The sequence below is a fragment of the Paraburkholderia steynii genome, from assembly GCF_900100565.1.
GTDB classification, from domain to species: domain Bacteria; phylum Pseudomonadota; class Gammaproteobacteria; order Burkholderiales; family Burkholderiaceae; genus Paraburkholderia; species Paraburkholderia terrae.
On the sequence record NZ_FNDI01000022.1, the window covers coordinates 37,408 to 57,515 of the forward strand.

The window sequence follows — 20,108 nt, forward strand, 5'->3', positions numbered from 1 at the left end:
TTCCGTGGTGGTGGTCCGAGTTGCTACGAGGGATCGTCACGAATTGTACGTGGCATCTCGATATCGCTGGCGACCCGCGCCCGGCAGAACCGGTTGCCCGGCGGCAACTCGGACGCAACTATTCCCTTTTGCTGACCAGGCAAGGTCTGTTGGCGACGTATTGGTCCGGGCTCGGCGAAGTGCATCAGCGAAACAGCGATCGAGGCGGGGGAGTCGCGTCCGGAGCGCACTTGCATGCAGGCTCGTAGCCGAATCCGTCGAGACGGATATGCTGGCCGTTTGCGTTCGTAGCGCCGGCACCGCTGTCACCAGCGAGCCGTTGATCGAATGCTGGTGGTAGCGATCGGTGCACTGGCGGTCGTGGCTGTCACTTCAGTCGAGGTTGCCGTTGCAGCCTGCGCCTGCTCAGCACGCTTCTGTTCGAGTTGCGTGATGGCTGTGACCATTTCCTTCGCGTTGTCGTCACGCTCTGCGACGCGCTGGAGGCGCTCCATCACCTGCGGCAGCCACTTCGGCTTGTACTCGGGCTTGATGGTGTCCGGGTCGTCGAAGTGGAAGTCCGTGCCGCCGCCGAGGGCGCCGAAATTGCGCTCCACTGCATCGACCAGGAACACCTTCTCGTCTTCCTTTCCCGGGCAGGTCTTCGTGTCCAGGATGACTGCGTGGCCCGCGGTGTGGTCCAGGTCCGGCGGCAGAACGCGCTCATCGCTGCGGCCTGCATTGATGGTCTCAGGCCAATCCCGGACGTACGGGACGATGAGGCCGCTGTAGTGGCACTTCGAATCTGCCTTGTACCACTGTGGATGGAAACCGACGACCGTCACCATCTCGCGCTCCTCCGGAGCCTTGTGGAGAGGGTAGGTCTGGTCCGGCCACAGGATGACGCTACCGATGAGCGCGCCGGCGATATAGATGGCGTGTGCTGCCCCGAAAATGATGTCAAACATGATTTACGCAAACTATTGAGCACACTGGGACGGAGGGATGTTCTGTTTCGCACACCATCTGGTGCGATAGATATCGTTCATTGACGGCTGCGTAGGCGCTTCGGGTTGCGCGACAGGCGCCCTTGGGAAGCCGGCAACATCAAGCCAAGCTTGAATATCTGTCTGCTGGCAATTCTTGTACGCCGCACTGCACGCGTTATACGCGGCGTCAACGGCTGTCTGCTCCGATTCGTAACCGGTTTGCCACGCGCATCCGCCGTCACCACACACTAGCGCCCCGTATCCCGGTCCACGACTCCGGTCCAATACAGCGCACTTTTGGGCAAGCCTTGCGTGCCCGCCACGCCGCGCCGCTGCGCGACAGCCGGACAGCGCCACGTTGTCTGCCTGTGTTTGCGTGTCGTAGTTACTCGCCCGATACAACGTTGAGTTGTCGGCGGGCACCGCCGATATAGATGTGAAGGCAAAGCCGCTTGTACAGAACAAAAGGGACGCACAAAGGCAACCTGCCAGCTGTAGTTTGGCTCTCACTGTATTTATTTTCTCCAATCACCCCGCAGACCGCGACTCTTAGTCGGTCTGCCCCCGACGCTACCAACCAGAATCTGGTTCAGAAAGCGCACTGTGCTCGCATGTGTCGAAAACATCCCTCGCCGGTACTCGAGCGGATGGCACATGATCGCCGATATTACGAATTTCGTAGAGAAGCGGCAAGTCAAATCTGCGATTTTCGTAGGATGATCAAAAAGGAACCAGCTACTGTCTTCGGGCGCCGTCTTCGAGCAGCGCGGCTGCGGGCAGACATCCCCCAAGACAAGCTTGGAGTCAAGATTGGTCTGGATGAGGGCACCGCGAGTGTCCGGGTGAGCCGCTATGAGACGGGGGTGCATGAACCGCCATTTGGCATAGCTCTGAAATTAGCCGCAGCCTTGCGGATACCAGCTGCGTATTTCTATTGCGAGGACGACGAACTCGCCGATGTCGTGCTCGCTTGGGGGCGCCTGACGAAGTCTGAGCGGAAACGTATCAAGCCCCTCATTACTGCGGAACTCGAGAAGGCAAAGGGGGCCGGGTAGACATCGTCGCAGAACGTCGCATCTAATTCCTTTGCTGGCGCCGACGTCACATGCAACAAATCGCTCTATAAATCGGCCAGCCGTAACCCGTTGCTTACGGGTGAAATTGCAGCTTACGTTCCCCTTGAAGCAGGGTAAGGCAATTCGGTTTCGACCAGGTGACCTTGAAGATGGTTTGCTGATGTCGATGTGCCCCCGCCCGGGCAGCCGCGGTTCTACTGTGTGACAGAATGACGCCGACCTCGCGTTGGCTATTCCCGACGATAGTCAAAGCAAAAGCGGGGCGGTTCACGGTGCGTTGGCCGCTTTGCACCGCAGGCGATTACGCTGCCTGGTTGCGAGAGGTGCATCGATGCGATTTGTTTGCGTGAAGGTGTTCGGCGCGGCATAGCTGTACCGCGCCAATCCGAAGCGGATCTTTCACAGTATACGTTCCTCGACTCGACAGCCCACCGCCCATTGAGAGCAAAACAAACCGAATCAATTACCTTCTCGGCATTTCCTTACCGTTATTTTCAGGAAATGACTACACAGCCTACCCTTCAGCCTGTTCTCGCAAGGTCCGTAAATAACTTGGTAAGTCTACGTAGAAGTAGGCAACAGGTATGTCGACGAGTCCGGCGATCGAATGACACTTCATTGCCCGAATGCCCGCTGAGCAAAGCGAACGAGCGGGCCTTGGGCTAGAGGCGTGCTTGATACTCCAGTCAATCTTTTTATCGCCACGGGTTCCCGAGCGTGAAGCATCCCAGACGTCCAGATACGAATGAAGCGGCCAGGGTGGCAATCATCGACAAGTTCTGGCCGACATCTGCCTTTACGGCAAGGTTTGGGCCCGCCATCGAGCGATTCGGTAGCGCGCTACCGTTCTCGCGACCGTTCGGATGGTTAATCGCAGTCGTCTGGTTTGGCTCCCTCGCAGCCATTTCGATTGTTGTCGTTGTCAAGCTCGACTTGAGTGCCCAGTTTTGCCTGTCATTCTCGGTGCTGGGTGCCATGTTTCTGTTGCGACGTTCGGCACATCGCGAACGCCCGCGGCTGCTCTTCCTCGCCTGCTCCGCGTTCCTGACGTTTCGCTATCTTTACTGGCGCACCACATCGACGCTCGGTTACAACGGCCTCGTGGACTCCATCTTCATGATGTTGCTTTACGGCGCCGAAATTTACGGCGTCGTGGTGGCCATGCTGGGCCTGTTCGTCACCAGCCGGCCGCTCGAACGCAAGGCAGCACCGCTTATCACGACGTCCGGTGCATTGCCCCATGTCGACGTCTTCATCCCCACCTACAACGAGCCCGCAGATCTGCTTCAGGTGACCTTGCGCGCCGCGCTGGACATGCGCTATCCGCGCGAACTGCTGAACGTCTATCTGCTGGACGACGGCGGCACACACCAGAAGGTGACGCAATCCGATCCCGACAAGGCCGCCGATGCACACGCTCGAGCCAGCGAGTTGAAGGCGCTGGTCGCGCGTCACGGTGGCATCTACCTCACACGCGTTCGCAACGAGCATGCGAAAGCGGGCAATATCAATGCGGCGCTTGCGCGTACTCATGGTGAACTGATCGTGATTTTCGACGCGGATCACGTGCCCACGGCGGACTTTATCGAGAAGACCGTCGGTCATTTTCAACGCGACGACAAACTGTATCTCGTCCAGACGCCGCATTTCTTCATCAACCCCGATCCACTCGAAAAGAACCTCGGCACGTTCGGCAAGATGCCGCCTGAGAACGAGATGTTCTATTCCGTCATTCAACAGGGACTCGATTTCTGGAACGCGTCCTTCTTCTGCGGATCGGCTGCCGTATTGCGGCGACGATGTCTGGAGGAAATCGGCGGCATTTCCGGCACGTCGATCACCGAGGATGCCGAAACGGCCTTGATGCTGCATTCGCGCGGCTATCGCAGCGCCTACATCAATGAGCCGCTGATCTCTGGCCTGCAACCCGAAACCTTCGCGAGTTTCATCGTGCAGCGGGTACGCTGGGCGCAAGGCATGATCCAACTGTTTCTACTGCGCAATCCGCTGCGCCTCAAAGGTCTCTCGATCGCACAGCGGCTCTGCTACTTCTCGAATGCGTTCTTCTGGTTCTTCTGCTTCGCACGCGTCGTGTTCCTGTTTGCGCCCGTCATGTATCTCGTATTCGGGCTACAGTTCTACAACGCCACCATTCCACAGTTCTTCGCATACGGCCTGCCGCAGATGATCGCGGCGATTCTCACGACGGACCTTCTGTTCGGCCGCTACCGCTGGACGCTGGTTTCTGAAGTCTACGAATTGCTGCAGTCGATGTTCTCGTTACGCGCAGTGATTGCCGTCATGCTGCGACCGCGTGCTCCCGGCTTCAAGGTCACGCCCAAAGGAGAAAAAATCGAGGAGGACTCCATCTCCGAACTGGCAGGCCCATTTCACGTGGTCTATCTGATCGTTCTGCTTGGCGCCGCTGTCGGCATCTGGAAACTGATCCAAGGGTATCCGCATCAGGACGTGATCATCTCGGCGGTGGGCTGGTGTGGACTGAATCTTGTCCTGCTGAACGCGTGTATCGGCGTGCTGTACGAGCGCAGGCAGCGGCGCGCTGTGCCGCGCGTGCCGGCGAATCTCCATGCTCGCTTCCATATCCACGCCGAAACAGCCGGTTCTGCTGACACGCCCATATTCGATTGCCGGGTGATCGACATGTCCGCCGGCGGCCTCAAGTTGGTGCTGTCGGCCGCCGATGTGACGAGCGTGCCGAGTCGCGGCAGCGCCACACTCGAAGTCTTTAATGTGGCAAAGGGCAGAACGAGCCACATCCCCCTCACGATCCGCAATTCGTTTGTCGATGCCAATAGCGCGCTCGTCGTCGGTGCGCAGTTCGCCGACGATAGTGTCGCGGGCCTGTCCGAGCAGGTATCGCTGGTGTTTGGCGACAGCGGCCGATGGCGCGAATTCCGTCAGAGCCGCAATCGCCGCGTTGGCATCTTCCGCAGTCTGCGCGTCGTCGTGAGTCTTGGCTTCATGCACGCGTTCAGCCACTACCGCTTCTTCTTCGCGAGCATGCTGCGCAATGCAGTGCGACCCTTGCGGGCGACCTCGAGCGTCATCGCTTCTTTCCGTGCTTTCCAGAAACAGCGTCCATGAGCGTTTCATCCATATATCAGGTAATCATCCGTGCGGCCTGCACCACGGTACTGCTGCTCGCCGGCAGTGCCGCGTTGGCTGCAGCGCAGCCGAAGAGCCCTGCCGCAGACGCGACCTCGGCCGCATCTGCATCTGGATCCATCGCAGCGAACCAGACCGAAATATCGCTTGCAACGCTCGGCAATCTGTCCGGTCCGCTGCGCCTTGCCGGTGCCGCTGTGGCGCGGAGCATGAGCATTCCACTGTCCGCACGTGAACAGGCACGCGATGCCGTGTTGCATCTCGTCGTATCGAATTCTGTGTCGTTGCTGATGGCCCGCTCACAGCTTGCCGTGCGGATCAACGATCGCACTGTTGCACAACTCCAGCTTTCGCCCAGACAGCCGGAAACGACTGCCGACATCCGCGTGCCCGTCGACCTGCTGCGACCCGGCTACAACGCGCTGACGTTCGCAGTTGCAGAGCATTCGACGGAAAACTGCGAAGACCCGAACTCACCCGAACTGTGGATGGAAATCGACACGACGGCTTCGACGCTGCGCATGCAGACGGAACTCAAACCGCTGACGCCGACGCTCGCCAATCTGTCGGACCTCGTCGATCCGAAACAGTGGTCCGCGCGTTCCATCGCGATCGTCAACGCGGCACGCCCGGACAATGATCAGCAACTCGCCAGCGGCGGCCTGCTGGCGCAAGGTATCGCGCTGCGGCTACGTTATCTCAGTGCGACGCCGCGCGTGCTCGACGCGCAACCGGGTACGGGCGCGGGTATGCTGTCGGGCCTCGCGCTGACCCCGCTCGCCGGTTCCGACGTGTTGCTGATCGGTGCACGCGATGCATTGCGCCGCTACATCGATCCGCAGATTGCGGCACGCATCGACGGCGCCTTTCTCGGCGTCTACCCGAAACCCGACGATGCCCGACACTTCGTCCTCGTAGTCAGCGGCCGCGATGATGCCGAGGTCAATCGCGCCGCACGCGCGTTTGCGCACAGTGAGTTGCCGCTGCCGCGCAGCAGTGAACTCGTTGTCGGTGAATTCGATGAAAGCACGCTGCCGCGGTGGTCGGCATCCAGGACGATATCCGGCACGGCGCCCTGGTCGTTTCGCCAGCTCGGCTTCACGAGCCGCACGCTGCGTCCGCAAGACGAAGTCAATCTCGATGTGCGGTTGCCCGCTGACATCTATGCGCCAGAGGATGCGAAGGTCACCCTCGACATGAACTTCTCCGAAGGTGCCAGAATGCGTGAGGACTCCGTCCTCGACGTCAGGCTCAACGGGCGTTTTGCGCAGGCGATCGCACTTGACCAAACGCAAGGTGCGGTCATCCGCCACTATCGCATCAGCCTTCCGTTGCGCGACTTTCATACGGGGCAAAACACATTGTCCCTGCGTGCGCTTCTCGTGCCGTCCGTGTCGGATCGCTGCGTATTTCGCCAGACGGACAATCTCGAAGTCACGCTGCTCGACAGTTCGACACTCACGCTCCCGGACGCATCGCACTACGCGACGCTGCCTGACCTCAAGCGCTTCGCCGACGGCGGCTTCCCCTATACGGTTCCGCACGACGGCAGCGGTCTCGCCGTGCGTATCGCTTCGAAGGACCACAGCACCATCGCGGCGGCATGGTCACTGATGAGCAAACTCGCGCAAAGCCAGATGGCACCGCTGACGAGTGCACAGGTTACGTTCGGCGCGCCAGGTGCCGGTCGTCATACGGTTCTTGTCGGTGCGACGCCGGCGTTGCCTCTGGCACTCCTCGATCACGCGCCCTGGTCGCCGGGCAAGAGCATCAGCGTCATGAACAGTATGGGTGGTTCTTCGGACGAGCGGTCCGGTAGCTGGTTCAACCGTCACTGGGATGCATTGTTCGATGCGCCAGTCCATGCCGCGCCGATAGGCGACACGCTGCGCGGTGATCTCACCCTGTCGCAGCAACTGCTCGTCATGCAGTATCGCGACGCAGCCGGCCGCGCGCTGACCGTGCTTACCTCGGCGAGCGCGGACGAGTTGCTCGACGGTGTCTCACGGCTTGTCGAGCCGACCTATTGGGGCGGTCTCGATGGCAACGTGGCGGTGCTGAGCTTCAATCATCCCGGTCTCTGGACGGCACAAATCGGAGACACGTACGAAACAGGCACGCTGGGCGCAATGGAGTGGCTCGGCTTTTCGCTGTCCCGTCATCCGTGGCTGGGGTATGCGGCGCTCGTGCTGCTGCTGGCCGTATTCGCTGCATCGACTTCACTGCTGTTGAAGCGCTATCACCAAAAGCAGCATCGTGACGCGGATCAATAACGGGAACAGTTGGCGCTGTGCTGTCTGGTTGTGTCTCGCAGCCCCGGGCTCGTGCCTCGCGGCACAGGGCAATCTGCTTGCCGTCGAGCGGCATGATACGGCATCGGCGACCACCGCCGACAGGCTGGACACGACCAGGCTTCAGCGGCATGACCAGCAGGGCCTGGCCAGTGCGGCTAACTCGACCACGTCTACGCGAGTCGTGCAGACGGACCAACGCAATCTGATTGCTCCATTAGCGACACCATCTTCGTCGGCTCGTGTATCGCGCGTTGTCGGCGACTCACAGAAGGCGTCACCAGAAGGCGTGGACGCCGACAGCACTTACGCTGATTCGACACCAGACGAACGTCCTCTCTGGCGTCTGTTGCACGAAAACAGACTTGCCGAATTCGATAGCAAAGTGGCGGCGCTCGAACAGAACGTCTCGTCATGGAAGCCGTCCGCCTCGCTCGTTGCAGAGCGTGCGCGACTGCAACAGGAAGCGGACATCGCGGGGGCATTGAAAGACGGTTCAGCGAGCACGCTGCGCCTCCTGATCGCACGCGCACCCGATGCATTCAACTGCTCGCACATCGACCGCCTTTGGAAAGCGGCAGACGTGTTCGCAAAGACGGGTCACGTCGATGAAGTCAATACGCTTTATCGAACCGTGATTGTGGAGTGCAAATCGGATTCTGATCGGATTGCGACGCTGTACCGCGCCGGGCGCGACCTGCCGCCGGCGCCAGCCGATGCGCTGATTGAACTCGAGGCCGCGAACGGCCAACGCGATTCGCAAGGCGAGGCTGCTTTCCAGCAGCTGCGTTATGAGCGTGCAGTCGCGGCACTCGGCAAGGAATCGCCGGACAGTGACAGCGCAGCGAGGCAATTAAGCGCGATTGAGCCGTCTATTCTCGCCCGGCGTGACGGCCCTGCGGCGACGCTTGCCGGCTGGATCGCACTTGCACATCACGACATCGGCAAGGCGGTGGACTGGTTCGAGGCAGCGCAGACCTTTACGCCCGACGGTGTCGACGCAACACTGGGACTCGCTCAGGCAAAAATCGAAACGCATGCGTATGATGAAGCGCAGGCATTGCTCGATCAGCCGAAGTTACGCGATGATCCGCTGGCGCGAAAAGCACGCGCCCAGATCGCATTCGCGCGCGCAGACGCAATGTACAAACAGCGCCGTTACCCGGAGAGCCTGCAATGGCTCGAAACCGCGACGATCGAAGGGTTGCCGCCGACAGAGAGCGCCCTGCTGCGCGGCTGGAATCTCTATTTCATTGGCCAGTACGCGCAAGCCGCCGACGCATTCCGGACACGCTACGAACATCGTCACGATGACGGCAGCGCTGAAGGTCTCGCACAGGCCATGCACGTCATCAATCCGGATGCGAAGTCTGATCGCACGGTCGGCGAGCATGGAGAAGACCGTGTAGACGCTTACCTCGATGCGCTCGACGCGCAGCAACAGTACCACCGCAAGCAGTTCGTCGAATCGCAGGCAACGCTGCGCAATGCACTCTCCGGGCCAGCCGATCCGCAACGGATCGCTCGATACGTGCCTGCTGATCTGACGGGTATCGACGCGCCATCGGTTGCCGGAGGACTGACCTGGTCGGATCACGTTGGCGCACCCGGCCAGGGGCGGCTTGATACGATTGCGCCTGAGTTGCGAGGCGAATGGATTCACGACACGACCCAGTACGAATTGCGGTATCGACAGCTATTCCTGAACGCGGGCACGACATCGCTCGATCAGACGGTGCCCGGGTCGCTATCCGTACTCGATGCGGCAGTGGGCAAACAGAGCAATAGTCTCAACGAGACAGTACGTGGATGGACGATGGGCGGATCGACGCGTGCCGAGGAATTGCAGGCCATGGTGGCTGACAGGTTGCGCATCGGCACGTTGCCGAAGTTCGACTGGAGCGTGTCGCTTGGCGCCACGCAGGGCGCACCGACTGGTTTCCAGCCAAATATGTTCGGCAACATCGCTCAGCAGACGGTATGGGGAGCATGGTCGGTCTACGTCGGCATTACGCCTGTACGAGACTCGTTGCTCTCGTGGCGCGGCATGTCGTTGCCTGAAGTCGTCGGCGGTGACAAGTGGGGCGCCGTGCGTCGTGCCGCAGCGGGAACGCAGGTGCGCTGGCAGGTGGCTCCGCGCTGGAACATCAGCGCGGCGACGGAAGCCCAGTGGCTGACCGGGATGAACGTGATCGGCAACGAAGGTATGTCGGTGGATCTGTCAACCAGCTACGATCTGCATCTGAGCGGATTCGATTACTTCAGCGTCGGCCCTGCCGCGCACTATCTCTCGTATCGTCGTAACGAAAACTTCTATAACTGGGGACAAGGCGGTTATTACAGTCCGCAGTCGTCGATGAGCACAGGGCTCGCGCTGCAATGGCTGTCTAACGAAGGACGTCATTGGCAGATTCAGGGTAGCGTCGAAGCTGGCTGGAACAACACGTTGCAGCACACCGAGAAATGCTTTCCCTTTCCATTAGAGCCACCGACAGCGTTTCAAAACGCGATCGCAAGTCTGCCTGGTTCGAACGGTGAGATCGCTACAGCGGTGTCAGACCTCACCTGCGCCGGCAGCCACGATCACGGACCCTATGCGCACGGCCAGGTGGCCGCGGTTATCAGACTCTCATCGCGCCTGCAGGGCGGCGCGCTCGTCGACACAAACGTGACACCCGGCCGCGACCGGCAGTTCGCAGCGCTGGCGTTCGTACGCTACATGCTTGAACCGCGTTCGGGTGTTTTCAGCCGCGATTTGCCGCACAACACCCGCGACTTTTACCTGCAACTCGATGACGACCATAACTAGGATGTCGTCGCTATAGGTGTGAGTCATGGTCCTGCGCGATACCCAACTCAGCCAGCAGGATCCTCAAATTTTTTGCATCGATAATCTGATGCATTCCTTCCCCCGGCACGGGTAGCCCGGGTAACGACGGGAAGGTGGGGCAGCACTGCTTTTTGGCGGTGTCAATGACGACTCGCCCCTCGCGAGTTAATTGCGTATCGAACAGATAGAACGGCTTGTTGCCGCTCCGGCGGCGATTATCCAGGAGCGTAAGATCCACTTTTTTCTTGTAATGTTCATTGCATCTTGGTCCGAAGATAACACCAATAATATCATTGGTGTGATGATGCAATATTCTGTCGCGTCGGCTTGTTTTCTTGACCTTGGCGAGTGATTCCACTGCGGCATTTGAACGCTCGGCTGAAAAAAGTCGATGCTCTGATTCATAATTCCAGAACGCATTTTTCTGTAAAAATGCTTCTTGTGCTTTTGCCTTTCCCTGAATCGCGCACTGTAAAATCGGAACTCGCTTGGCGTCGTCTATATAATTGACTTTTAGGAAGTTGAAATTCATTCCGTCGCGGTCTAATAGATTGTGCCGAAGCAGTATCGAGTCGGATTGGGAGGAATTATAAATGACCACGCAGCCTTTGAATCCATCGGCATAGTGCGCCCACATCATCGGATTGAGAGGGGAATCGGAGAAAGAAACACTATAAAACACATGATCAACGGCTCTCGCCAGTAATGCTGTCAACCATCCTTTGCATGCCTCCGCTTTCTTCGCGGTTGGCATTGCAGACATGAATTTCTGATTTTCGGCTCCAGTGAAGTCTGATTTCAAGTGGTCTGAGAAAATTTCAAGCAACGATTGGCCCTGATTATCTATTTCGCGATATAGAGAACCCGTAACGGAATCGAAGTCCGAATTTTTGAATAGTTGGTTTAGCTTGGATACGAGCTCTCGGTTGTCAACGTCCAAAAGAAACTTAATATCCAATGTCGGATATTCGGGTGCTAACAATAACAGAGTAGCCCAAAGTTCCTCACTATCTTCAAAATAAAAGCTGGCTTTCAAGTCGTGAGGATCATTTAATTCATGATTGGCAGAAAAATAGAGCTCGTTATATCGAATGGCTTTCTCGAAATATACATTCGGTCTGTAGTATTTAAAAAACGGCATTTTCTATCCCGGTGTGGTTGTTTATGCCTATTATCTTAAAATTCGGCTGGGGTCATTTTTGAATTTTCCTGGCGCGATGGAGCTTCTGGTCAAGGAAGGTATTCATTTTTGGCGAGTCCAAACATTCTGTTGCTTGTGGACTTCCTCGACTTTATCACTTTAAAACAATGAAAGATCAATGAAATGATTGTATTCTCAAACGCCAGCATGAAATCGTTCCTTCTCACAGACGCCGATGCATTGAGCATAATGGGCTAGGGGAGGAAAGGGATCCGAAGTCGTCACCGGTGAACAGCAGGCGTATCGCTTGACCAGCTTCTGACAATTTCCCACAGGCACGACAACGGGGCTCGACTGGGACCGGTCGTCAGGTGGGGACGTCTCTCCGTCCCGTCTACTTGAGACGTCCCGTCACGGAAGACAATGGTTGGCACGGCCAGATGTTGGGCATAGCCCGCAGGGAAATTTACAGTTCGAGTCGCGGGAATGGTTCGTTCGGGTTGCGGCTGTTTCGGACCAGTTGCATCCCGTTTTCGAATACTTCCAATGTCTCAGTTTCGGCAGCCGTCAAGGCACGGCGACCACCCATCTGGCGAATCCGCGCACCGAATTCTTCCAGAGGCATGGGAGGTGACAGATAAACAACCTGCGCTATGTCTCATGTGGTGAAGTGGTCGACCATGCGTGGCTCTACGCCACTAAAGTATTTGCACCAGCGGTCGTTGATAGACAATGACGCATGTTCTCAGAACTGAAGAAGGGAGAGTGGGCATTGGAAGCGATAGGTAGCCTCTTGGCTGGTGTCATGGGCGGGATGGGAGCGGCGATGTTGAACAACTTCGTTGGCGAGGACTATCGACGCTTTCGCGATGCTGCGGCGTTGGCTGGCGCTCTCGCTGGTGAGCTTGACGCGCATGCGAAATCCATACGAGAGATACGTTCAAAACTGCTTCAGTGGTCCGAAGGTCCTGCAACTCGAGAACCTATTCGGAAGTTTTCACCGCCGACCGATCCTGTGTTCGACAGCTCCGTTGCCAAGCTGGGACTGCTCGGCCCGAAACTGGCTGGTAAGGTTGCATCAATCTACCAGGAGATGCGCCAGATACGAGCTGACCTCATGATAATTGCGCAGGAAGTAAAGGAGATGCAGTCAGCAGAATTGTCTGCGCGACTCGGTCGATGTGTTGCCCTTTTGAACGTGAGCGAACCACGTGCGCTTGCACTGATCTCGGACCTGAAAATCTTCACAGGCAGACGCTACTTCCTCTGGGGTTGGGTCTTCGTTTTGGTAACTGGAGTCTTCGGAAAACGAGAGATTGACAGTCCGGTGTGAGGATAACTCGGAGCATATTGCTCCGAGTTTTTTGATCCCAGGCAGGCACTTAACCGTCCGACGGACATACAGGTTAGGCCACTGTATCCGGGTCAACCACATTCACGACATCGTCCCATCGCTATGAGCAACGTACTTCCGCCAGCGCGTCCGACCAGCAAACGTCCTGTTCGCGAGCTTCTCATTGAAGCAGGGCACGACGTTTCTGCGTGGAGCGTCACGAACACCGGCCGTGCCATCGCCAATCCTAACGATAACATTTCAAGGAACACCGCCTGGTCCTTTCCGGGTAAGGACGATGAACCACTTGTCGTGTGTATCTGGTTTAATGGCCTGACCATCACTGGTGATGAGTCTTTCTACCTTGGCAACGATCGTGCGTACCGTCAGCGGCTGCTGGACCTCGATAATGGCGAGCGCCGCAACGACGTACGCAATCGCCTGCGTACCTGGACGAGCCGTTCACTTCAACTCGACCTGGCAATCCAGGATGCATACAAACGCAACCGACCTGTGCGGCTGATTCTCGTTGATGGCGATGACGTGGACGAGTCAGAGGCAGACCGCGCTTCCACGGTTTCAGCTCGTTCGCTCGACCCTGATATATGGTGGGTTCATGAGTATGATTTCTCCGTTGCTGGCGGTGGCGGATATCGCATCGTCCGCGGTGGCGATCCACCGGTGCGTGATGTGGAAGAGGCGACTCCGGATATTCCCGACCTCGGCGATGATCCCCTGTTGCAGGAATTCGTGCAGACGCTGGACGAAACAGAACGCGACGCCGTCATCAAGGCCCGTGTTGGCCAAGGACCTTATCGCGATGCGCTCTTTGAGCGTTGGGGCGGATGTTCGGTGACAAGTGTCACGATGAAAGACCTACTGACGGCGAGTCATATCAAACCGTGGAGTCAGTGTGAAACCGCTGCAGAGCGCATAAGCGTGTCGAACGGCTTGCTGCTCGTGCCGACGCTCGATCGCCTTTTTGACCGCGGCTTCATTACGTTTGGAGACGACTTCAAGATCCGCATCAGCTCGCAGTTGTCGCTAGCGCACCAGCGCCATCTCGGCGTCGACCCGAATACCCAACTGCGGTTACGGCATTTTGATGATCTGCAGCCGTACCTGAAATGGCATCGAGAGCGGGTATTCAAGCCGTGACCGTCGACCTTGAACCGATCGCTTTACAATAGAGGACAGTTCCGCCTCGCAAACAGAGGCGTTGAAGCAATCGGAACACGGCAATGATTTGCTCACAGAGCTATGACAAGCAATTTCGACGATGAACGGCGTGCTGATCTGCTTTGCCACCTTGTCATTGCACAACTGATCGCGCGCGTGAGAACAAATGAATGGCTTCGAACCGACCATCTGGTCGAATCGAGAAGGATGTGGTCGCACGTCAATGGCGTTTCGCCTGACTGGTTTGAAGGTGTACGACTTGGCCGCACGTCCGAGCAGCTCGCAATGTCTATCTGGGCCATCGAACTACTGCACGATGTCGAAGAGCTTTCAAAGCTATTTACTGCCGGACCGAGACTGGACTACCGGTCTCCTATCGTACGCGGGATATTCGACGTTTGTGCAGCCCGTCTGACAACGTGGCGGTACGAGTTGTAGATTGTTGACGGGCTACGAACGCTGCTTTGATCGGTAACGAACGATTGCGGGATGGGAAGCGGCCGGTAAAGGACGCTTCTTGTAGCGGACACTTCGGTCCATGACTGGTTGAGTGCGGTCAATAAGCGACCTTCGTGCATGTAGGTAGAATCATCGACAATCGGCTCTAAACCTTGAAGTTCATCCCCATTTCGCGAGACCCAGCGATGAAGGTAACGATTGCGTACATCGACGAACCACCGTTCGGTTGGACGAAAGCGGATGGTACTGCTACTGGTGCTGATATCGATCTGGCCGATGCGGTGCTTCGGGCGATCGGTGTCAACAGAATAGAGCATCGACTGACGACGTTCAGTGAACTGCTTTCAGGTGTCGAAGCGGGCCGGTGGGACATGAACGTTCCGCTCTTCGTTACGCCTGAGCGTGCGGCGCGGGTAGCGTTCAGCGTGCCCGTTTGGGCGATCGGAGACGGCTTCCTAGTTCGGGCTGGCAATCCGAAAGGGCTCAAGAGCTATGCGTCACTTACCGAACGCCCCGATGCCCGCCTGGGCATCATCGGCGGTCAGGTTCAGCACGACGCGGCGAAAGCGTCAGGCGTAAGTGAGGATCAGATAGCCATCTTCGAGCATCAGAGCGACGCGATCGCGGCGGTACGCGCGGGGGAGATCGACGCGTACGCAAGCACCGCCGTGGGAAATCGCATACTTGCGGATCGTATCGGCGTCTCGGTCGTTGAGGCCGTGGAGCATGAGAGAGGAACGAGTGACAAGCGGCAAAACCTTCCTCTCGGAGCATTTTCGTTTAATAAGCGAAATAGCGATTTGCTCGCTGCGGTAAACCGACAGCTATGCTCTTATCTGGGCTCACCAAACCACCGCGCTTGCGTGGCGACCTTCGGCCTGACACACAACGAGATCGATCCAGCTCTCGCCCATCAAGCATAAGACGGTGTTCGGCCAGTTTCGGTCACTCGGCAAGGTTGCGTAAATCGTTGGCAGTCAGCAGGTGCCTCTCCGCTGTCGAGGCCTTTTGTCGAATTGACACGGCCCTGTGTTTTCGCGCCCCCGATCGCAGCTAACAATCGAATCTGTTCAACATTGCCAGTCTATGTGAAGCGCTCCCGTCTTGCATGTTCCCGCTTGAGCAACGGCGCATACTCGTGCAATTCCCGTGGCGCGATGTCGAAGGCGCGACGGAATGCACGTGTAAAGCTCGACGCATCATTGAAACCCAACCCGAAGGCAATGTCCTGTACCTCCATATGCGGAAAGCGCACTAGCTCATCTGCCGCCATTCGCAGCCTGCGGTTGCGAATATAGGCGGCCAGGCCGCCTTCATGCTCAAAGAGACGGTACACGCTGGCGCGCGAGAGATGCAGCGATGCCAACACGGTGTCAGGCGACAAATCCGGATCGTGTAGATTGGCCTCGACATGCCGCCGCACTTGTCCATAGGCAGCAGCACGTACCGCTGCGCGGCCGTTGCCGGAAAGACCCGCTTGACGGCTGAAAGCTGCGACGAGTAGCTCTACCGCATTGAAAATGGACTGATGCGCTTCCTCCTTGCTCAGTCCGACGATTTGTTGCTTTAGCGCCACCAGATGCTCAATCAGTATGCGTGTCAAAGGGGTGGTGGCGTGAATCCAGCGGCCATGCAGCGATGCGGCATCAGGGAACGACCTTTCCACCAGGGCGCGCGGCACAAAAAGGAGCAGTATCCGACCATGAAAACTCCGGATTGTGCACGGCTGATCCATGTCCAGCGCGAGGATACTTGGCACTTGCGGTATATGCGGCGCGTCGAGCCGTGGCTTGCCGCCCAGGAACTGCCCCGGTGGCCCTTCAAGGAACACGCTGAAGCTGATGTCGCGAACGCTCTCGGTCGAAACCCGACCCAACGATCGCACGGCCAGGTTGGGCCCGGTGCGGAAGTCGAAGAAGCTCAGATTGTCGATCGTGTAACGAGACAGCGATGCATCGAACGTATCCTCAGCTTGCTTTGACGAAGGCCGTATATCGTAGACTGGACTCATACGCTCCTGCCAGGCCTGGAAGCTTTGACGGGCGTCGCCTTGAACGCTGAAATTGCTGTGCACGATGCCGGGCGCAAGCGTCGGCGGCCCCGACGGCAACAACAAGCGGCTTAGCGGTAAAGCAGTGTGTAGCGGGTCGTCGTTCAATGCAGTGCTCATCGATGATTTTCGTCCAGTTTTGATCCGCCCCGTGCGGCTGAACTTTATGTTGAGCCACGAGCCCGCTCGGAGCGCGCTCGTGTAGGTTGCCAAGCATATCAGTACTTGCTTTGCCTAGCGCACAGCGAACGACTCGCCGGCAAATCGATCATTTCAGTACTCGGAACCACGCCGCTCCTGAGCGGACCGACTCTCGGTGGCCGTATCACATTTCCGTTTCGGCTTGTTGGAATGACCGCTTTCGAGAAAGGCCACTGTCTCTTTCGGGTCGGTTTCGATCCGTCGCTGGTATCCGCTCCCGACGATGTTTCTCACCCAAAACATCACGTGTGGATTCTTTGCGGCCCAGTGCGAATCGTGAGGCGTTGCTGGCGCGAGACACGCCCTTGCTTCCGTTATGCAAGGGTTTATACTAATAATCGTCTCCTCCATGTCTCCTCCTGATATGGATTCGGCCCGCCGATTGGCGGGCCTTTCTTTTTGCACGTTAATTTCCGTCCAATCCGCCCCTCAAGTTCTGTCTCGCGGCGCCGTTACCGCAGACATGGACAAGGAAACAGCCCTACAGATTGCAAGCGCCGCGCATCATGCTGCGCAGGGCATTGTCTATGCCCGCTTTGATCTTCCTGCTTCCCGTCAGAACCAACTGTACAACCGTGTCTACCTTGGCTTACTCGAAGACTTCACAGGCCAAGGAAACCTCGCCGAGTTGCTGGCCGCTCTCGCTTGTCCGTGATATCTCTTCACGAAATATGAAACGCTTTGCTGCCCTTGCCATCCTGGCTCTGTTGACAGCCTGCACATCGATATCCGAAGTGACGCCGGCAGGAGACGGACACTACACTGTGACAACGCAGGTGCGGGGCGGCATGACCCCGTGGGGTGAGGTGAAAGCATCGAGCCTAAAGCGCGCCGATCAATACTGCAAAGAGCAGGGAAAGCAGATGCATCAGGTCGATATGCAAACGCACGGAGTTCGTGGCTGGACGCCGCAGGAAGCCGAACTGACGTTCGCGTGTTTGGCGGGATAGTGAGTTTTGGGTGTATCTCGTAGCGCCGCCCACAGCTGGTCCAGCCATTACTGCAGCATATTTCGCGAACAGCTTCGTGTGGCCTCCCTGTCCCTTCGCGGGCGGCTACCCTTGATATTCGGATCTTGATGCCGGCAGGCGCCGCATCATGGCAATTCGCTTAACTCTGACAACGAAATAGCCCGGCGAGCCCTCGGACGACACTCAGATTCTGCGAACAACTCCTCCGACCGTCAATGAATACCATCGCCCGGCAGCGTTTTAAGTTGAAGCACTCGGGGCGATTTCGTTGGTGCGTGCGTCTATCGGCCTCGCCTCCAATCTCTGTTCAAATGCAAACTGTTTAGGCCCCTGAAGTGATGCTTTGCGCCTTGCTTCGGCATTTGCGATGAAATCAGACAGTTCGCGCTCCATAGCCGAGTCTTTGGCGCCGGGTTTCCAAGTTTCGACGCCGAACCGGCGGCGCGTAGCACGGGCTAGCACTAACGCAGACATCGCGGTCTTTGCGCATTCGAACTCAACCTGCCAGCAGAAGTCCGTTGGTTCACCGAACTCGCGAAAGGCTTCCACATGTTCGCGGGCAGCATGCACCGTTGCAGGATACTCGCGCAGCTCAGAAATAGTCCTTCGGCTGAGCACCTGCCAATCAAGGGTGTCCGGGAAGGCAAACGACGGGATGGTGACATCCTTGCGGACGTCGTGGCGACCATGACCTGCTGAGGCCGTTAGTGCCCAGACGGCCTTGTGCATCATTGTTCGGCACGCACGAGCATGGCGTTCCAACGACAATGCGAGTTCCAACACCGTGTCATGTCGCTGGCGCTTGCGACGACGCGCGTTCGATGCCGTGATCCACGCGAGCGTAACCACGGAGCCTACGGTTGCCGATGTCAGTGTCACAGTTATCGGGGTATCCCAGCTAAGTCTCTGGACATGTTCAAGCCATTCGTGCCGCATGCCATGCGCCTCGAATTAAAAGATGTGCGCAGAGTATAAGCAATCGTTTGCGGCTGCACCGAGGCAAAAATTCGGAGTGTGTTATCGCCGCAACGTTTGGATCAGATGGCCTGTGTATGCCAGGCTGTATTGGGCTCGATTCGCCGGGAACTCGACGGAAGCGAGAATGGAGGTCGGAAGTGTCCGATCTGTGCCGATTGGGTTCTAGATGTCCATCGCGCGGAAAATGGTAGCGCTTTGGTAAGGCTCGGTACCCCTGGCAAGTCTACGACCTCGGTTGAAGATCGCACCGACGGTCATCCGGACAACTGCCCGACAGAATACTGTGCCGGGGACTGCGCGCTTCTTACACACTCGTTACGTCCATGGCTTCTGAGTTGCTCGCTTGCAGTCGACGCATGCGCAGCTGTGATACGCCCGAAAGAGACTAGACACTGGAATATGTTCGGGGACGACGCGTGTAACGGGTGCAGCCGTCGACCGTATAATGCCGATGGCGGATCGTATGGGCGTTCAAGTTCTCTTGAACTTTGTCGTTAATCCATAGTGACAACATTTTCCTCGCCTCCCGGGGGCATTGCATAATTGAGCACGTGGAAGACCATTGGCGAGTTAGCTCGTAATAAACTATTTCTCGGCGCCGTCGTAAGCTTGGTGCTGATCATCTGTCTGACGATCCTGATACTCGTTGGATGGTTTGGTGTTTCTTTAAAGACACCATATTTCGACATCTCGACGCCTAAAAAGCCTGATGCCGCGCAAGTACGCGCGGTGGATTCGATCCAACATGCGGCTCCCATCCCCACCGCGAAGAGCAGCGGAGATGATTCACGGGAGACTCCGACGAAATCAGCGGCGTCGAAGGCTGTTTCGTCAGGTAGTTCAAGCAAGGAATCTGTCGCGCATAGTTCTCGAGGTACGCCATCGGTTCTCGTCGTTCCTCTGGGCACCACATTGCACGATAGTCTCACGTCGTTACGAGGACGGAAGTTTGCTCGGCATCGTGTACAAGGCGGAGAGTTAATCGTATTTCGCCAGGAAGCGTTTGGCCTGAACTGGGCTGTCAGCGAACTCTTCAGGAATGACTCTGCAGTATCGGCAACGTTGACAAAACCCATATTCGCCGAGGGCCGAGAAGGAACGGCTGCATGGCAATCCGACGTCCTGCAGCCCGTGTCGGTGTTCTGTTTCGGGGAGGGGTATCAATCGCTACGCGATACGCTTGATACGAGCATGCAACTTGTATCCGGTCGACTTGATGATGAGATGTCGGCGAACCTTGACGTGTCCCAATTCCAGCCGTGTCCTAACGGCAAGAATTGCACTATGGAATGGGTCACTCGCTACGGCAACTGGACATATCACGCTCCCGGGATGCGCGATGTAACATTGAGCATAGGCAAGTCGGAATACACTCAATACGAGTTCGCCGACGGGGGCTATGACCGGACCGTATTGCGTCGCCAACGTTGCGAAATGCGGCTCATCTTCTCCGGTCAAGACGCACCGACCAGGGTTCCCCTGTCGTTGCTCCCGTGACTGGATGG

General features: G+C 57.5%; 14 protein-coding genes. 10 read left to right on the forward strand and 4 right to left on the reverse strand.

What is annotated here, in order from left to right; translation table 11 throughout:
• Nucleotides 1–305 precede the first annotated feature (305 nt).
• Nucleotides 306–947, reverse strand: a complete 642-nt coding sequence (locus BLT65_RS31710) for a hypothetical protein (RefSeq protein WP_091785428.1) — start codon at nucleotides 945–947, stop codon at nucleotides 306–308.
• Between the two features lie 737 nt (nucleotides 948–1,684).
• Here BLT65_RS31710 and BLT65_RS31720 point away from each other — a divergent pair.
• The 4 genes from BLT65_RS31720 (at nucleotide 1,685) to BLT65_RS31735 (ending at nucleotide 10,270) form a co-directional block, all read left to right on the forward strand.
• Nucleotides 1,685–2,023 (forward strand): helix-turn-helix domain-containing protein, encoded by a 339-nt coding sequence (locus BLT65_RS31720; RefSeq protein WP_091785434.1) that lies wholly within the window; start codon nucleotides 1,685–1,687, stop codon nucleotides 2,021–2,023.
• An 891-nt stretch (nucleotides 2,024–2,914) separates the two neighbouring features.
• Nucleotides 2,915–5,149 (forward strand): UDP-forming cellulose synthase catalytic subunit, encoded by a 2,235-nt coding sequence (gene bcsA / locus BLT65_RS31725; protein WP_091785700.1) that lies wholly within the window; start codon nucleotides 2,915–2,917, stop codon nucleotides 5,147–5,149.
• Nucleotides 5,146–7,443, forward strand: coding sequence for a cellulose biosynthesis cyclic di-GMP-binding regulatory protein BcsB (locus BLT65_RS31730; RefSeq protein WP_091785437.1), 2,298 nt, complete (start codon nucleotides 5,146–5,148; stop codon nucleotides 7,441–7,443). The genes bcsA and BLT65_RS31730 overlap by 4 nt, the downstream gene beginning before the upstream one ends.
• 367 nt (nucleotides 7,444–7,810) lie before the next feature.
• Entirely contained in the window at nucleotides 7,811–10,270 is a 2,460-nt protein-coding gene (locus tag BLT65_RS31735; protein WP_244186782.1) for a cellulose synthase subunit BcsC-related outer membrane protein, read from the forward strand.
• Between the two features lie 10 nt (nucleotides 10,271–10,280).
• Here the strand turns inward: BLT65_RS31735 and BLT65_RS31740 are convergent, their stop codons facing one another.
• The gene (locus BLT65_RS31740) at nucleotides 10,281–11,432 is read right to left on the reverse strand and encodes a DUF2971 domain-containing protein (RefSeq protein WP_091785443.1); all 1,152 of its coding nucleotides are present in this window, start codon (nucleotides 11,430–11,432) and stop codon (nucleotides 10,281–10,283) included.
• 739 nt (nucleotides 11,433–12,171) lie between these two features.
• Here BLT65_RS31740 and BLT65_RS31745 point away from each other — a divergent pair.
• The 3 genes from BLT65_RS31745 to BLT65_RS31755 all read left to right on the forward strand — a co-directional run bounded on the left by BLT65_RS31745 (nucleotide 12,172) and on the right by BLT65_RS31755 (nucleotide 15,326).
• Nucleotides 12,172–12,765, forward strand: coding sequence for a hypothetical protein (locus BLT65_RS31745; protein WP_244186784.1), 594 nt, complete (start codon nucleotides 12,172–12,174; stop codon nucleotides 12,763–12,765).
• A 123-nt stretch (nucleotides 12,766–12,888) separates the two neighbouring features.
• Nucleotides 12,889–13,923 (forward strand): HNH endonuclease, encoded by a 1,035-nt coding sequence (locus BLT65_RS31750; RefSeq protein ID WP_091785446.1) that lies wholly within the window; start codon nucleotides 12,889–12,891, stop codon nucleotides 13,921–13,923.
• A gap of 665 nt (nucleotides 13,924–14,588) precedes the next feature.
• Entirely contained in the window at nucleotides 14,589–15,326 is a 738-nt protein-coding gene (locus BLT65_RS31755) for a transporter substrate-binding domain-containing protein (RefSeq protein ID WP_091785449.1), read from the forward strand.
• Between the two features lie 161 nt (nucleotides 15,327–15,487).
• On the opposite strand, the gene BLT65_RS31760 is transcribed toward BLT65_RS31755, so the two are convergent.
• Nucleotides 15,488–16,573 (reverse strand): helix-turn-helix domain-containing protein, encoded by a 1,086-nt coding sequence (locus tag BLT65_RS31760; protein WP_091785453.1) that lies wholly within the window; start codon nucleotides 16,571–16,573, stop codon nucleotides 15,488–15,490.
• A 544-nt stretch (nucleotides 16,574–17,117) separates the two neighbouring features.
• Here BLT65_RS31760 and BLT65_RS31765 point away from each other — a divergent pair.
• Nucleotides 17,118–17,309, forward strand: a complete 192-nt coding sequence (locus tag BLT65_RS31765) for a hypothetical protein (protein WP_091785706.1) — start codon at nucleotides 17,118–17,120, stop codon at nucleotides 17,307–17,309.
• A gap of 16 nt (nucleotides 17,310–17,325) precedes the next feature.
• Nucleotides 17,326–17,604: a hypothetical protein gene (locus BLT65_RS31770; RefSeq protein ID WP_091785456.1), complete on the forward strand. Its 279-nt coding sequence runs from the start codon at nucleotides 17,326–17,328 to the stop codon at nucleotides 17,602–17,604.
• A gap of 261 nt (nucleotides 17,605–17,865) precedes the next feature.
• On the opposite strand, the gene BLT65_RS31775 is transcribed toward BLT65_RS31770, so the two are convergent.
• A complete protein-coding gene (locus tag BLT65_RS31775) occupies nucleotides 17,866–18,474 on the reverse strand; it encodes a hypothetical protein (RefSeq protein ID WP_244186786.1) in 609 nt (202 codons plus the stop codon).
• 672 nt (nucleotides 18,475–19,146) lie between these two features.
• On the opposite strand from BLT65_RS31775, the gene BLT65_RS46705 reads away from it, so the two are divergent.
• Entirely contained in the window at nucleotides 19,147–20,100 is a 954-nt protein-coding gene (locus BLT65_RS46705; protein WP_143036604.1) for a hypothetical protein, read from the forward strand.
• Nucleotides 20,101–20,108: the final 8 nt, after the last annotated feature.

Coding starts and splice junctions, on each gene's coding strand:
- BLT65_RS31710 (WP_091785428.1), bottom strand. CDS start 947: ATGTTTGACATCATTTTCGGGGCAGCACACGCCATCTATATCGCCGGC.
- BLT65_RS31720 (WP_091785434.1), top strand. CDS start 1,685: ATGATCAAAAAGGAACCAGCTACTGTCTTCGGGCGCCGTCTTCGAGCA.
- BLT65_RS31730 (WP_091785437.1), top strand. CDS start 5,146: ATGAGCGTTTCATCCATATATCAGGTAATCATCCGTGCGGCCTGCACC.
- BLT65_RS31740 (WP_091785443.1), bottom strand. CDS start 11,432: ATGCCGTTTTTTAAATACTACAGACCGAATGTATATTTCGAGAAAGCC.
- BLT65_RS31745 (WP_244186784.1), top strand. CDS start 12,172: ATGTTCTCAGAACTGAAGAAGGGAGAGTGGGCATTGGAAGCGATAGGT.
- BLT65_RS31750 (WP_091785446.1), top strand. CDS start 12,889: ATGAGCAACGTACTTCCGCCAGCGCGTCCGACCAGCAAACGTCCTGTT.
- BLT65_RS31755 (WP_091785449.1), top strand. CDS start 14,589: ATGAAGGTAACGATTGCGTACATCGACGAACCACCGTTCGGTTGGACG.
- BLT65_RS31760 (WP_091785453.1), bottom strand. CDS start 16,573: ATGAGCACTGCATTGAACGACGACCCGCTACACACTGCTTTACCGCTA.
- BLT65_RS31765 (WP_091785706.1), top strand. CDS start 17,118: ATGGACAAGGAAACAGCCCTACAGATTGCAAGCGCCGCGCATCATGCT.
- BLT65_RS31770 (WP_091785456.1), top strand. CDS start 17,326: ATGAAACGCTTTGCTGCCCTTGCCATCCTGGCTCTGTTGACAGCCTGC.